Source organism: Bacteroides sp. (assembly GCF_028690125.1).
Classification (GTDB): Bacteria; Bacteroidota; Bacteroidia; order Bacteroidales; family Bacteroidaceae; genus Bacteroides.
This window is the reverse complement of record NZ_JAQVBV010000001.1, coordinates 168268-182970: the sequence shown is the minus strand read 5'-3', so window position 1 is coordinate 182970 and position 14703 is coordinate 168268. Positions and strand designations below refer to the sequence as shown.

The following is a 14703-nucleotide window of genomic DNA, read 5'->3' as shown; positions in this document are numbered from 1 at the left end:
AAATAATAGATCCTAATTATGAATAAGTATTTAATGTTTTCTAGGTATATAGAAGTGTTTTTGAGTTAGTATGTTAGAATTTATTTTAGTACTAACAGACTCTCGGGACCCATATTAAAAAGCAAGTCTATGATGCTTAAATTAGGTAGAAAACCCAGTTTGGATTCGAAAATCTGATAATAAGGCTCTGGAATAAATTCTGGATCAGCTGTACGGAAGTCCTTCTTTGGATGAATAAGTTCTCGGAAATCTGTTTCTTTGGGGCTGAATTCCATTTTATAGTCCCAGGTACGTTCAATTACCGGGTGGATATCTATCAGTTCACAAACTAAGTTGCATAATTCTTCGTTGAAATCGGTTAAGAACTCATATTTCTTTTCGTAGAAAGGGCGGAAATCATCCTTGTAATATTCAAAAAAAGGAGTACTGTTGTAAGCAGATTCGATTGCATTCCAATGAAGATGTCTCCAGTTGCCATGATCGGAGATACGAATGTCCTTCATAGGACATTTCAAGGTATCCGGTTTCACAGTAGGGATGGAGAGTGCCAACTCACCGTCAGGTCCGGCAATGGTGCACCGGTTTCGATAAGTCTGTTTCATGTAATGGTCATACTGCTCTACATAGATTTTATCGTATGTTGCTAATTTAGTGTAATATTCTACAGGAGCCAGATAGGCGGAAGATAAATAAGCTGTTTTCATTCTATTTTAACTGGTTACATTGCACAAAAATGGATCCTTTATTATTTTGAAACTTTACTGGGAGATTGACTTCTGATAATTCTCCACAGTTGCAAAAGGCGTTCGGTTCAATCTGCTCTAATCCATTCGGAAGTTCAACAGAACGAAGAGATGGGCAGAAGGAAAAAGTAAATGGAAGAATCTTTTTGACGTCTTTCGACAAGGAGATTTTCTTCAGAAACAAGCTGCCATTGAAGGCGTAAGGATATAATTTTTGTGTACTTTGCGGTAAGATATATATGGAATCCGTTTTATAAGGCGGATAATATAATAATGTCATAAAGTCCTTACAATATAAAACCCCGTTTTTATCAGCAAAATAAGGGTTCGAAGGGGATACTGTGACAGCTTTCATAGAAATACAATCCAGCCATACCTTCGAATTGATATCTTTGGTTTGAGATGGAATTTGCATCGATTGCAGAGACCTGCAATTCATGAACGCATATACTCCGATGCTGGAAGTTTTTTCAGGCAATAAAATCTTTTTCAGGTTTACACAATTTATGAACAGATTCTCGCTGATAGTGTTTGAAGCGGTATGATACTGCAAAAAGTAATCGTTCTTTTCTTTTACATATTTCCATACCCCCCATCGGTCGATATTACCTCCAAGCTGGCAAAAAAGTTCCCATTCTTTATCATCCATTGATGCAAACTTAAATACTTTGGGTTGTCCGTCAGGAGTCTCTTTGCCATTGAATGGTCTAATCCAGTTTTCTTTCCGTAGATCTCTCCTATAATAATAGTTCTCATAGTCGGCAACAATTTCTGCCTTCGACAGGTCTAAAACGCGCAACTCTCCACTGTTTTCCCAAATAGTTTCGGTTGCCCCTGCCATCTTTCGGAGCAGACGGAAATCTTTCGCATTTAGTTTTCCTGTTATAGTCAGTGAGGTTAAAGTCAGTGCTTCATTTTCAGAGATGAATTGTTGTAGTGTACCCGGTTCAGTTAGATTAACTGTTTTGGGGTGTTCTTCGGAGTTTTTCGGACGTATATTTACGGTAAGATGAGTCATCATTTGGAAATTCCCATTGTCCGGATTTAAAGCGGAAAGCTTAAAATAACCATTCATTGATCCTTTCCATCCCCAGTCGAAGTGGAAAAAGTCATCAATAAATCCGTCGCAGACGAAGAAATGTTGGTGTCCACAGCACATCACTGGGCGTCCGGCTTCTATTTCCCGATAAAGAAGTTGTTGAAGTTGCCTATCGGTGAGTCTGTGTTTGGCTAAATGACGTATTCCGGGGTGATAGTCAAAATACTTGAAAAAAGCATTGGAAGCAGGTATGGTGAAACCTGTCGAAGTATCTGATCCGAAAATCATTTCTGCCCCAACGGCGCAATGGTAAAGTAGGGGACAAATGGTAGTTAAGGCAGCTACAGAATCCTCAGGTTCATAACGATCTGCTATCGCTTTCCAATTGATGAACAATGAATCATAATTGACTGTTGCTGTGAATGCTTTTCCTTTCTTTGTAGGTTTTGTATAAGTGGCATTCCCTGTTCCCTGAGTGGGATACTGGTAATATCCCATTATTTGTGCCATTGTAATAGCAGTGCATCCTACGAGTGACCTTTTTCCATCTGCATCTTTTGGTACCGACTGATTGTAAGGAAAGTACTGATGCCAAAGAACCTTCTTCAGCAATGGTGGGCAGGAAGATTTTTTCTTCTGATAATAAACTCTCTCTTCTGCTGCAGACTGAGTTTTACCTCTTCTCCATTCCGTTATTTCCTTGCTATATTGTTTTAGAATAGACTGCATCGTACCATTATTAAGGTCCATCTTACCTTCTTTAGAAAATGCCAGCACAGGCGAAGGCATACTATCTTCATTGGCTATAACGATGAATCCTTTTGACTGACCTTTCAGTGAGTAGTTGATTACAAAAAGCTGGCTGGAGGTGAGTAACTGATGCTCGTACTCACGAAAAATCTTTTTATTATCATCAAACAAAAATTTGTTTGCTATTTCGAAAGCTGTCTTATCATCTATCGGAGCAGCGAAAAGTGACTGTGAGAACAGCAGCATCTGTATGAATAACAGAATCGTCATTATCTTTTTCATATCCTTTATGTGTTTTTGTATTAGAAGCGATTTGTATTATTTTACCGTCCTAAAAAAGCGATTCCACCGGTATCCGTTAAATATACCTGTTTCTTTTTCTTTAGAGAACCAGATAAGTGATGCTTTTCCAATTATATGATCTTGCGGGACGAATCCGAACAGGCGTGAGTCGGAGAGATTGACAGAGTTGTTGGACCCCATCCAGTAATAATCTTTGGTAAAATAACAATGCTGTGTAGGCTTTCCGTCTACAAATAGGGTATCATTTTTGATTTCTGCCTGTTTGCCTTCATGCAATATAAGAGTGTTCCGTAATAAAGTGATATTCCAGGGATATACTCGCAGAACTTTTCCTTTGCCGGGAATGATCAGTGGTTTCGGATCATTGTCGTTTTTTTCTGTCAAAAGTTGAAGCCAGTCTTGATTGTTCATCGCTTGTCCGAGTAAATAAAACTCGTAACGGCTGAAACTGCGTACATGAGTGCTGTCATTATCCCCCATTAGTCCGTCATCGTCTATAGAAAGGGTATTCATGAGTGAAGTTATTAAATTCTCTTTATCGGCAGGATATGAATAGAGTCTTTTCTTGTCCGGATTGATTTGAGCTTCAGTAGAAACGACGGAAAAAAGAGAATCTATCAGTAAAGTATCTCCGGGAGTGCCTATACAACGGCTGATAAAGATTTCTCGTTGGTCAATGGTTGGTTGCTTAATAGCGGCAGGATTATTGAAGACCACAATATCCTGCTTTTCTACAGGATGTTCACACCAACGGTGATAAGAGAAAATAGACATGAAAGGAACTCGTAAACCATAACTCCATTGATTGACAATGATACGTTCCCCTTCAAAAAGGGAATTCTCCATGCCGGTGGAAGGGATAAGACAGGATGTAAAGGCAAATCCCCGGAGCAAAAGCACGATAGCTATTGCTCCGGTGAATGCCAATATCCATTTGAAATGTTTTAGTCTACCCATTTAAAAATACGATTCCAACGAATCTTACCATCAAACCATCCACGGTCTTTGTCGAGTGATAACCAGACAACAATCGGTTTACCTACTACATGGTCTTCGGGTACGAAGCCCCAGTAGCGTGAATCGGCAGAATTATGACGGTTGTCACCCATCATCCAGTAGTAGTCCATTTTGAAGGTATATTGGTTGGTTTTTTCACCATTGATATAGATACCATCAGGTTTCTGCTCCAGTTTATTGCCTTCGTAAGCTACGATACAACGTTCGTAAATAGGCAGGTTATCTTCTGTTAATGTGATAGTGGCTCCTTTGGCAGGAATCCAGATCGGCCCGTAATTATTACGGTCCCATTTGGTATAGAGGTTCAAGGGGTACATCTGACCGGCAAGGGTTTCTCCTTCCGGCTCCATGATAATTTTGCTTATTAGCTTTTTATTGCCGGACAGAGTGTCATACATCTTCTTGGTTAAAGGAAGGTGATAGACAGGATTTAATTCTCCTTGTTCATTACGTCCATCCAATCCCATTTCCAATAATGTACCTTCATAATTATTACGATCTTCTAGCAGCCATTTGTCGTCATTGCTGATACCAAGTTCACGGAACATTTCGTCGGGAATGACGGGGCCGGTAGTCTGGACAAAATAATTGAATTGGAGATTCTCCGGATTTTCAATCGCTTTCCCGTCAATCATAACTTGTCCTTCTACAATCTGAAGCGTATCTCCCGGTAAGCCTACACAACGTTTTACGTAATTCTCGCGGCGGTCTACCGGACGCACTACTACATCTCCATACACACGGGGATTCGTTAGAATCTGCTTGCGTCCCCCTTCGTAGTATAAATCATAGATAGAACGTTGTTGCTCACGAGTCAGGCTATCCATATTTATAGGCTTGGAGTAGATACCTTTTCCTACTCTGTATGCCAGCGAGTAAAAGTCTTCCGTTTGCTGAAAGTTAGTAGCCACCGTGTCACCTGCAGGGAAGTTGAACACTACGATGTCATTCAGTTTAACTTTTCCGAAACCGGGTACACGTTTATACTTCCATTGTGGCCATTCGATGTAGGACTTTGTATTTAATATCGGTAACGTATGCTGTGCCAATGGCATGGAGAGTGGAGTATTGGGTACACGTGGTCCGTAACTCATCTTGCTCACATATAGGAAGTCACCTACCAATAAAGACTTCTCCAGTGAAGAAGAAGGAATCTGATAATTTTGGAAGATATAGATATTGACAAAGTAAACTGCAACCAAAGCGAACACAATGGCATCTACCCAACTCATGATACCACGTATAGTTGGGTTCTTTGACTTCTTCCAAAATGACCAAGGTATTTTCTTAGTGATATAAATATCGAAAATGAAAGGAATAACAATCAGTCCCCACCAGCTTCGTACCCAGATGAGGAAAACAATATAAAGAATAATAGCAATAGCACATTTGATCCATTGTGCGCGTGTGGCTTGTTTCATAACTTACTAGTTTATTTAGAACTTGAACGGGAAGCTTAATCGTTTAAAAATGGAAATAAGTCACCCATACCCAGATAACCTTCGTGTTGGGCTGTATATTCTGCTGCAAGTATTGCCCCCAAAACAAAACCGCCCCGGTTTTTTGCATCATGGGTGATCGTGATGCTGTCTATATCCGATTCGTAACGGATTGTGTGGATACCAAACACTTCTCCTTCACGGATAGAACTCACGGATAGTTCGTTAGAAGCACAAGCAGTAGTACCGCTTATCGTACCATCCGGTGCTAATAATGTTCCTTCTACCCATTTATTTTTCCGGTCTAAGTTTTCCAGTATACCTTCAGCCAAGGTAATAGCAGTCCCGCTAGGAGCATCCAGTTTATGGATGTGATGAGTCTCGCTCATCGTGACATTATAATCCGGAAACTGATTCATGATTTTAGCTAAATACTTGTTTACAGCAGAGAAAATAGTAACACCCAGGCTGAAATTGGAGGACCAAAAAAGTGTTTTTCCTTCTTCCGTGCAGAGCTTCTTAATCTCTTCACCGTGTTCAGCCATCCATCCGGTACTGCCTGATACCAATTTTACTCCGGCTTTAAAAGTACATATATAATTGTTGTAAGCAACCATTGGATTGGTGAATTCAATGGCTACATCAGCCGATTTGAATGCTTCCGATTCAAAGTCTTCCTGGTTGTTAATATCGATAATGCAAACAATTTCATGTCCGCGACTAAGGGCAACTTTCTCGATCTCTTTGCCCATTTTTCCGTAACCGATTAATGCTATTTTCATCGTTTTCTGACTTATATTCAAAATAATACTTGCAAAGATAAGGTTTTTATTACATTTGTACTCTATATTAACGTCTTCTTAACATGGAACATCTTCTTCACTATGTGTGGAAACATAAATTATATCCTCTGAGAATACTGCGAACCACCGCTGGTTTATTAATAGAGATCATTGACCCCGGGCTACATAATTCAGATTCGGGACCTGATTTTTTTAACGCTAAATTAAGGATAAACGGCACTTTATGGGTAGGTAATGTTGAGATTCATACTCGCTCCTCCGACTGGTATCGTCATGGACATGACCGGGATAAAGCGTATGATTCTGTAATTCTGCATATTGCCTCTTATATTGATACGGAAGTTACCCGTTCGAATGGTGAAACGGTTCCTCAAATACAGTTAGAATGCCCCGAATATGTACGTGCTCATTATCAGGAACTTCATGATGCTGAACAATATCCTGCTTGTTATTCAATTATTGGTTCGCTGCCGAAGTTCACCATACATTCCTGGCTGACTGCTTTGCAAACAGAACGTCTGGAACAAAAAGCAAAATTGATAGCCCGGCGTTTGGAACATTGTAACAATCATTGGGAAGATGCCTTTTTCATTACCCTCGCCCGTAACTATGGTTTTGGATTGAATGGTGATGCTTTTGAAACATGGGCAAATATGCTTCCATTTCGTGCGGTAGATAAACATCGGAATGACTTGTTTCAGATAGAGGCTTTTTTCTTCGGGCAGGCGGGACTATTGGAAGAGAATTTTTCAGATAAAGTACAGGAAGATGAATACAGTCTTGGGCTAAGAAAGGAGTTTCGCTATTTACAGCACAAGTTTGAGATTACAAAAGTGATGGATGCTACATTGTGGCGTTTTTTGCGGCTTCATCCGGAAAACTTTCCAACTATTCGTTTGGCCCAGTTGGCTTACCTTTATCAAAAAGCGGATAAATTATTTTCACAACTGCTGGAGGCGGAGACATTAAGTGATGTTCGTGCCTTGCTGTGTACCCGTACTTCGGCATATTGGGAAACTCATTTTATGTTCGGACGTAAGTCTTCGCAGAAAGAAAGACCGATGGGGGAGAAGTCGTTGGATTTGATTATTATTAATACGGTAATCCCTTTTTTGTACACTTATGGTTTGCATAAAGCCGAAGAAAAGATGTGTAGTCGTTCGGAACGGTTTCTTGAAGAACTGAAAGCCGAAAATAATCATATTATCCGTGCGTGGAGAGAAGCGAGGTTTTTGGTTGTTACTGCCGCGGACAGTCAGGCGTTGATACAACTCCAAAAAGAATATTGTGATAAAAAGAAATGCTTGTATTGTCGGTTCGGGTATGAGTATTTACGAAAGAAATGATTGAGATATTGAACTTGTTACTATCTTTGTGCCGTGAATTGGAATACTAATGATATTATTCATTTATATATTATTATATGGGCACTAAAAGGTTTGTATATTGTCTGTTAATCACAGTGTTGCTATCAGGCGTGTCATTGTTTTCTTATGGCATTTGTTCCAATTCTAAGGTGGACGGTATAACCGTCATAGCACAGACAGGAGAGGATTTCAACTCATTTCTGGATAAGTTTACTTCCAGTGCTGCTTTTCAGTACACGCGTGTCAAATTTCCATTGAAAACTCCGATTACTTTGTTGGCGGATGATGGGGAAACGGAGAAAACTTTTCCTTTCACCAAGGAAAAATGGCCGTTGTTGGATAGTGAAACATTGAAAGAAGAGCGCATTACACAGGATGAAGGTGGAGTATATGTTTCAAAATTCACGCTAAACGAACCTAAACATAAAGTTTTCGAAGCTGGTTATGAGGAGTCGGAGGTAGACTTGCGTGTTGAGTTTGAACTGAAAACTGACGGAAAGTGGTATGTAGTAGATTGCTATACAGGTTGGTATGGTTATGATTTGCCTATCGATGAATTGAAGCAGACTATTCAGCACGTTCAGGAAGAGAATGCTGCTTTCAAGGAATTACATCCTTAAAAGGAGTTGTAATATTAATATGAGTCTTCTTCTTAAAAACTAATCTGTAATTAAGAAGCTATCAGACTTTTTGAGTGGAAAATAGGTTTTCTCTTTCCTCTATCTACTATTTTGATAATTCGATTCTGATATCAACTTGACAGGTACTTGCCAATAGTATGTTATCACTATTTTTTTAGATGTGGATGACGCAGATAACGCGGATTTTAAGAATTTAGATGATAAATATAATCTTAAAGATCCGTGTTATCTGCGTCATCGTCTAAAAAATACAGATTGATAGTTTGATTAACCTCTAACGCATTTCTCTTTCAGTCAAAAAAGTCTCAACTAAATATATTTAGTTTCAAAATACTTAAATTAATCCACCTATCAATTTAGTTTCTTACATCATCATGTGTTTCCTGATGGAGAATTTCACAATCGCCATTGCATTGATAGAAGCAAACGGAATATCCATTGGCTCATGATGAGTATTATAACTAACTAATTTTAGGCATCCTTCCTTATCCGAACGGTTTACGTACTTCACCGATAGATATTCATCTCCCTCAATAGTAAATGAAACCAAGTACATCTCTCCATAAATCAGATTACTAAAACTATTTATTTCCTTGAATCCGACAATATCACCCGATTTAAGAATCGGATACATACTGTCTCCACTTACATAAATCGCTCCATTGCAAAAAGGAATACTCGGAATCTGAATTTTCCCCATTGCATACTGATCTTTATTCGTAAATAAAGTCTTCAGATTGGCTGCCGCTGTAATATCGTACAGTGTCACGCTACGATCGTTCATAGCTTCTCTTGTTTTTGGGTTGTGAATCATCTCCACCTCTCCCTGTACCAAATTGCTATTGCAGTATAGTGGTTGATGTTTAGGGTTTCCCTTTCCAACCAACAGCCAGTTGTAATCCATCTCACTTCCCATCTTGTCTAGTAGTAAAGGAAAGTCAATTCGGTTACGCGCACACCAATTTGATACTGTAGCTCTGGAAACTCCCAGATATTCAGCTAATTCACTGTCTCTTTTGAGATTTAGAATTTGCTTGGCACGTTTCACGATAGCTGTAACGTCTAAAAATGTATCCATTTCCTAAGGTTTAAAACGATGTAAATAATTAAAAATTTATTAGTCTCTCATTAATAGCCATTTATGAAATAATTGAGAGTTGATATCTAAAACAGTCGGTTCCTTAAATGAAAATTATTCTGTCTTCGTAATGCGAGAGTTACTAATATGTTTCAAAAGTATAAATTAAAAATGGAATAACCATGAGAAAACAAGAAAAGTTCACGGTCGGTTGCAAAAGACCTTGTTTGAGGTCTCCTTAATCCATATATTTATTTCCTGTGGTGGCTATATATGACCACTATGCCGGATATATATCTTTACCGTACTGGATATATATGCTTACCAACTTAGATGTATATGAACATCGCTTTTTAAATAACACAAACTGTTTATTAAATTAATAATATGGAAACTAAATTGGGATTTTCAACACAAAACTTGTCTGTTTCTTCTGTTTGCAAGCAATGTGGACCCAAACTTCCATAGGAATTTATCTACATGAACAGATAAACACATCGTTCGGATATTTATTGCAAAGAATATCGGAAGGAAATGAGCCGTCGCCGATGCAACAGCGGAGGTTGGATCAGGAAAAAACAACAGAACAGATACTCTTGTCTCATCATTACACAGGTAGAAGATCCATTAGTGCGAATGGAATTCATCTTACACGCATTGAAAGTAGTGCGTCGGAGTGTTGAGCACAAAAGAATGAAAATTTTCGAAGAGGAAGCCAGTTGGGTGCGCTACGTTTAGACAATAACGTTTTTATGCTTAAACAAACAATAGCGCTATTGTCTTTAACGAATGACATCATTATACAAAACCAATAACGATATAACATCGAAACAAATTAATCATTATGTTAAAAAAATAATCATGTCAAGAATAAAAGAACGGGGATTAGATTATTTCCCCATCAGCGTGGACTTTATTAACGACCATGTTGTCCGCCGACTGATGAAGCGCGAAGGCGACTCGGTGCTGGGCATTCTGGAAGAAACGGAACCATCTTACCCTCATGATGAAACTAAGGATAAGCTAACTTATGAGTCTAAAGGAGATACCGATGAAAAGGTACGTTTAATAAGCGTAAATGTGACATTAATACCCCAAAATGTATAACGGGTACAATGCCAACAGTATCAGAATTTGCTATGAAGGTGGTCTGAACTGCTGGGGACACCCGACAAATACCCAGACGTCGGAACTGAAGACTTCGCTCCGGCTGTTGGTTCACCGGTTGCGTGAACAGTTTCCCGGTTGCCAGGGGTGCCGATATCAGGATCTGAGTCCCGACTTGAACTGAAACGGTGAGATAGAGGCGGAAGAATGTATCAAAACGTGTCCGTACTTCGAAGTAAAAGAATTACTTTCACAAACATATGATTTAGAGTTATTTGAGTTAAAACGACTATTTAAAGAATCAAGAAGGAGGTAAGAAAACGATGGAAATCGGAAAATCAACATGGGACATAATTCTGAAAGTGATTATTGCAGTGGCTTCGACAGTACTGTGGGCGGTAATACGATGAACTTATAGGATTTGTCAATAGATTCAATTTGCAGACTCCGTATATGAATTTTGTGAACTAATGGAAAACATTGACATTGGTACAATTCTTCTGGGAATAAGAACTCTGTTTGATCAAAGGAATTGCTTATCTATATTGTATTAAAAACTAAATCATTCAAATTAAACTAATTCAATTATGAAGAATGTGCATGTAAAATATAACAAAATATGAAATAGGGCATTGATCAGTTAGTCAATGCCCTGTTTTGTTTATATTTTATTGTGAATGGTTTGATTTTTTGTCAATAAGCTTGCAAAATAGTTTTTATATAACTCAAATGCCGTTTATAATAAACGTGCACAGAGTTCTTAATAAACTCGAATTAGATTTACTAAGAATAAAAGCTTTAGTGTAAAGCATGAGGAATGGGCGTTTTGCATGATTCTAAAGCATCATATCTTACTAATGATTCTTGGTAAGATGAAACTACATAACGCCCATTCGGCAGATCGGTGATTTACAAGTTTTTTACCGGATATCTATTTTGGCAGACGAATTTGAATAGCTTTTCCGTTTTTGATCGTCTGTTTGAATATCGGTTTTCCGGCTACCAGGACGGAAACTTCATTCTTTCCGTTTCTCATTCGTTTCACTTCAACATCGAACTTCGTCTCGAAGGCGCGAATGTTTCTCAGGCTCATGTGATCCCAACTTTCCGGCAGATGAGGCGTTAGGGTAAATGAGCGAAGCCCCGTTGGACGAATGCCGAACATTCCTTCCGTGACGATACGTCCATACAATCCACTTTCGGCTGATAAGTGACGCTGATTGCCTTCTGGCCACGCTTCGATGGCATAGGGGACATGATCTCCGAGTAAACGCTGGTTGGAATAAGACTTTAGATATTCGGTTGCTTTCTCTGCTTCTCCGCAAGCGTAAACTCCTCGTAAAGCATATAAAGTAGAACGGTCCCAAAACGTTTTACTTCCTGATTCGGTCAGTAAACCGTCTTTGCTCCATAGGTGAGGGGAGAACAGTGCCTTGATCGTTTCTTCTTTACGGTCATAGAGGCCCACTGTGAGAGGAATACAGATCCAGGAACGGAGTTTATCATTCCCTTTGTAGTAACGGTAAGTATCGAAGCCTTCCACTTCACCTCCGAAATAACGGTTGATATTTTCTTTCAGTTGTCCGGCTTCCTTCTTGTATTGTGATAGGAGTGGAGAGCTAATACCGATTTCTTTGCCTAAGTAGTATGCAGACAGGAGAGCGTCATAGTACAAAGATGAAGTACATAGATTTGCTTTTCCTGCCGGGAAACGACCTTCCAACTCATCTGCATCGGAAGCTACCACTCCTTCCGGATTCAGTTGCCTCCGGTTATACTCAAGACACCATTCGATCAAAGGCCAAAGTGTTTTCACTTCCTCCTTATTTCCCCTAGCCAAAGCATATCGTGCAGCGCCATATGCTACCATTGCAGCGTCGCCACGATCACCCGCTCCGCCCCAAGTATTTAGCCCTTCGGCAATGATTGAACTCGGAATCTTTTTATATTCCGGATTCATGAAACGTGCGAAATGCTTGAAAGAACATAATGCCGACTGATTTCCTGTCTCGTAACCCAAGTAAGGGAAGAATGGATTGATGTATTCAGCCTGATCATTCGCCCAGATAGCTGCATAGTAAGACTCGCCGCCCGGACCGTGCATCAAACCGCCTTTGGTATCATAGATACTTTCTGCACCACGTATCTTGGCAAAGGCGAACATGGTATTAATAACAGGATCAGGTGTGTCTAATATCAGATTGTTCCATAAAGTAGCAACCAACGCTTCGCGTGCTTTCAATTCTTTCTCCACGTTCATCACCAATTCATTCTCATTCGGCTTATATCCGCTGAAAAAAACGCTGAAGGTGATCTCTTCGTTTGGCTTCAATACTACTGTCTTACCCCCTTTTATTTCTGCGACCAAGCGGTAACTGCCGTCTACTCCTTGCTCCGGTTCAGTCTGAATGACAGAACGTGCCTGAGGTATTTCTACTTTGATGTCCTGCTTATTCGAATTGCGTAACACGTATTTTTCGCAGAAAGCAGGTTTATCTGTAGATGGAAATAAGATCCGAGTCATTGAAACAGTCTCTCTGTTGGCTTTGAACACACTGTTTACGGTGATAAGTCCGTTCAGCATAACGGTTTCCACCTTTTCATCTTGGAGGTTCTGCCCGTTTACGGAGATCATTTCAGGAATGTTCCAGGCGAATCTACGGATGAGAGAAGCGTGTGTGTCATTAGGAATAGTACGTAGCATAGGCCAAACGATACTTCTATTCACTGTGAACGTTCCTTTCTCATCGACTCCATACCGGACGACAGTGGAAACTTTTAAACCACTCATCTCAATATGATCCTGATGAGTTTCCCCTTCTTTGGGATTCCATGTGATACTCCCATCGTGGTTGATTTTCCAACGGTCTTGGGTTTGAGCCGTCAAAGTGCACAGGCAGGAAAGGCATAGCAAAAGAAGGCAGGTAATGTCTCTGTTTTTCATTGTTTTTTAATGTTTAGAAGTGGATATGATTAGTTTGTATTCTTTTTCGCTGATGCGTATCATCGCTTCATGGCGTGAATCGGGAATAGTGAGATTTGTACATTCCCATTGACCGGCATCTATACCGCCTCCCTGGAAACGGACGTATTCATGAGGATACTTTTCTGAGAAAATCATCCAGCCATTATTATTCGGCTTGGGTATTGGGATAGGAGCTTCAAAATAGGTATAAGGAGTTGTTACAGATTGCTCGGGAATGTTATAAGGTCCTGTCGGGTTTGTGGGATGAGAGATCCGTACTGATTTTCCTGTCGGAACTCCGTGCTCAGACCATCTTTCGTCTTTGATGATAGCATAATATGTTCCGTCTATCTTCCGGATGATAGCGTCGATTGTAGCCATTTCCCGGTCGGCTTCCTTCGGGAAATTGAATAGCCGTTCAGGTTCTGTGAAATGTTCAAAATCTTGCGTCAGTATATAAAATGTTCTCATACTTTTTCATTCTTCGTCTCCGATAATTCCTGTCTTGCAAGCTGCTAGGTAATCAGATATTTACCGGAATCTTTATCATAAAATAGTTTTGGCACACCAAACCAATTACGTTTTGTGAAATAGCCGTTGATGTGGATAAATGGTTCGGCAGATAATTCTTTTTCCTGTTTCCATTTCACCAGATCTTTGGAGGTCTAGAGAACTGGGTTCTTTGTTTCTTCCGAGACTCCGATCATATAATAATGTCCGTCTTTTCCTTTTACATTATAATATCAGGATGTCCATGATATTCGGGAAATACCCGTTGGTTGTTGTTCAATTTGGTTCATGATTTAGCATCTCTGCTAATGTAATAATATAAACGTCCATAGCCCTCATGCCTCATATGTACAAAAAATAGTCTCTTCCTTCTGCTTTGACAGAATCACTCAAGAATACAAAAATAGCGATTAAAAGTTTCAAAAGTAATTTTATTCTCATAATAATAAAATATTGATTAGTTAGTAGCTGTTGATAAGTCTTCCTCCTATCCCGGACGTGAATAATTTTGTTTCAACTCTTTTCCATAAGATTTTGCTTGTTCCACAATGTAATTAGGTAGAGGTATATATTGATGAGTTGGTAACATATCTTTTACTTTATAACATACCTGAGCATATTTTTTAAATCAGATCAGATCAGATCAATTTTTCTTTGTCCTTTGTATAAAAATTCTTTGGATCTTTCCTGCCGGTATAACGTTGAGGAAAGCTTCTTTTGATTCAGTCTGTTGGACAGATAGATCACATCCAGCCTTGCTCTATTTCTTACTTTATTCACGGCATTGGTGGCATTTGTGGAAGGCTTTGCATTTGATTGCCGGACTTCAATCTCTGCCATTATAAGTAGAACGTCTGTTCAGCGTGCCAACGGAAAACCATTTCCCTGAAAAACAGTATTTGTTTCAATAGGAAATTTGTTGCTAATATAACGATCCCATT

Annotated in this window: 15 protein-coding genes and 1 pseudogene; 6 read left to right on the top strand and 10 right to left on the bottom strand. The window is 39.4% G+C overall.

Annotation, left to right across the window (positions count from 1 at the left end):
- Positions 1 to 80 precede the first annotated feature (80 nt).
- The 5 genes from PHO71_RS00750 to dapB are packed head-to-tail and all read right to left on the bottom strand — an operon-like array spanning position 81 to position 6073.
- Positions 81 to 704 (bottom strand): WbqC family protein, encoded by a 624-nt coding sequence (locus PHO71_RS00750; protein ID WP_300197452.1) that lies wholly within the window; start codon positions 702 to 704, stop codon positions 81 to 83.
- Position 705: 1 nt separating this feature from the next.
- A complete protein-coding gene (locus PHO71_RS00745) occupies positions 706 to 2814 on the bottom strand; it encodes a C10 family peptidase (protein WP_300197450.1) in 2109 nt (702 codons plus the stop codon).
- A 36-nt stretch (positions 2815 to 2850) separates the two neighbouring features.
- Positions 2851 to 3792: a signal peptidase I gene (lepB, locus tag PHO71_RS00740; RefSeq protein WP_300197447.1), complete on the bottom strand. Its 942-nt coding sequence runs from the start codon at positions 3790 to 3792 to the stop codon at positions 2851 to 2853.
- On the bottom strand, positions 3780 to 5273 hold the full coding sequence (gene lepB, locus PHO71_RS00735) for a signal peptidase I (RefSeq protein ID WP_300197444.1): 1494 nt from the start codon (positions 5271 to 5273) through the stop codon (positions 3780 to 3782). The genes lepB (PHO71_RS00740) and lepB (PHO71_RS00735) overlap by 13 nt, the downstream gene beginning before the upstream one ends.
- Before the next feature lie 35 nt (positions 5274 to 5308).
- Positions 5309 to 6073 carry a 4-hydroxy-tetrahydrodipicolinate reductase gene (gene dapB / locus PHO71_RS00730; protein WP_300197441.1) on the bottom strand — a complete coding sequence of 255 codons (765 nt, stop codon included), beginning with the start codon at positions 6071 to 6073 and terminating at the stop codon, positions 5309 to 5311.
- An 83-nt stretch (positions 6074 to 6156) separates the two neighbouring features.
- On the opposite strand from dapB, the gene PHO71_RS00725 reads away from it, so the two are divergent.
- Both PHO71_RS00725 and PHO71_RS00720 read left to right on the top strand, forming a co-directional pair.
- Positions 6157 to 7440 (top strand): DUF2851 family protein, encoded by a 1284-nt coding sequence (locus tag PHO71_RS00725; RefSeq protein ID WP_300197438.1) that lies wholly within the window; start codon positions 6157 to 6159, stop codon positions 7438 to 7440.
- A 77-nt stretch (positions 7441 to 7517) separates the two neighbouring features.
- Positions 7518 to 8081, top strand: a complete 564-nt coding sequence (locus PHO71_RS00720; RefSeq protein ID WP_300197435.1) for a DUF4348 domain-containing protein — start codon at positions 7518 to 7520, stop codon at positions 8079 to 8081.
- Between the two features lie 385 nt (positions 8082 to 8466).
- On the opposite strand, the gene PHO71_RS00715 is transcribed toward PHO71_RS00720, so the two are convergent.
- Positions 8467 to 9180: a helix-turn-helix domain-containing protein gene (locus tag PHO71_RS00715; RefSeq protein WP_300197432.1), complete on the bottom strand. Its 714-nt coding sequence runs from the start codon at positions 9178 to 9180 to the stop codon at positions 8467 to 8469.
- 534 nt (positions 9181 to 9714) lie between these two features.
- On the opposite strand from PHO71_RS00715, the gene PHO71_RS00710 reads away from it, so the two are divergent.
- The 4 genes and pseudogenes from PHO71_RS00710 (at position 9715) to PHO71_RS00695 (ending at position 10697) form a co-directional block, all read left to right on the top strand.
- Positions 9715 to 9918, top strand: coding sequence for a hypothetical protein (locus PHO71_RS00710; protein WP_300197429.1), 204 nt, complete (start codon positions 9715 to 9717; stop codon positions 9916 to 9918).
- A gap of 123 nt (positions 9919 to 10041) precedes the next feature.
- Positions 10042 to 10287, top strand: coding sequence for a hypothetical protein (locus tag PHO71_RS00705; RefSeq protein WP_300197973.1), 246 nt, complete (start codon positions 10042 to 10044; stop codon positions 10285 to 10287).
- A gap of 1 nt (position 10288) precedes the next feature.
- Positions 10289 to 10603, top strand: a pseudogene (locus PHO71_RS00700) (N-acetylmuramoyl-L-alanine amidase); the annotation flags it as partial.
- A 7-nt stretch (positions 10604 to 10610) separates the two neighbouring features.
- A complete protein-coding gene (locus PHO71_RS00695; protein WP_300197949.1) occupies positions 10611 to 10697 on the top strand; it encodes a smalltalk protein in 87 nt (28 codons plus the stop codon).
- Between the two features lie 521 nt (positions 10698 to 11218).
- On the opposite strand, the gene PHO71_RS00690 is transcribed toward PHO71_RS00695, so the two are convergent.
- The 4 genes from PHO71_RS00690 to PHO71_RS00675 all read right to left on the bottom strand — a co-directional run bounded on the left by PHO71_RS00690 (position 11219) and on the right by PHO71_RS00675 (position 14602).
- Positions 11219 to 13231 carry a hypothetical protein gene (locus PHO71_RS00690; protein ID WP_300197426.1) on the bottom strand — a complete coding sequence of 671 codons (2013 nt, stop codon included), beginning with the start codon at positions 13229 to 13231 and terminating at the stop codon, positions 11219 to 11221.
- A 6-nt stretch (positions 13232 to 13237) separates the two neighbouring features.
- Positions 13238 to 13723 (bottom strand): hypothetical protein, encoded by a 486-nt coding sequence (locus PHO71_RS00685; protein WP_300197423.1) that lies wholly within the window; start codon positions 13721 to 13723, stop codon positions 13238 to 13240.
- A 44-nt stretch (positions 13724 to 13767) separates the two neighbouring features.
- On the bottom strand, positions 13768 to 13902 hold the full coding sequence (locus PHO71_RS00680; RefSeq protein ID WP_300197420.1) for a hypothetical protein: 135 nt from the start codon (positions 13900 to 13902) through the stop codon (positions 13768 to 13770).
- A 493-nt stretch (positions 13903 to 14395) separates the two neighbouring features.
- Entirely contained in the window at positions 14396 to 14602 is a 207-nt protein-coding gene (locus PHO71_RS00675; RefSeq protein WP_300197417.1) for a RagB/SusD family nutrient uptake outer membrane protein, read from the bottom strand.
- Positions 14603 to 14703 lie beyond the last annotated feature (101 nt).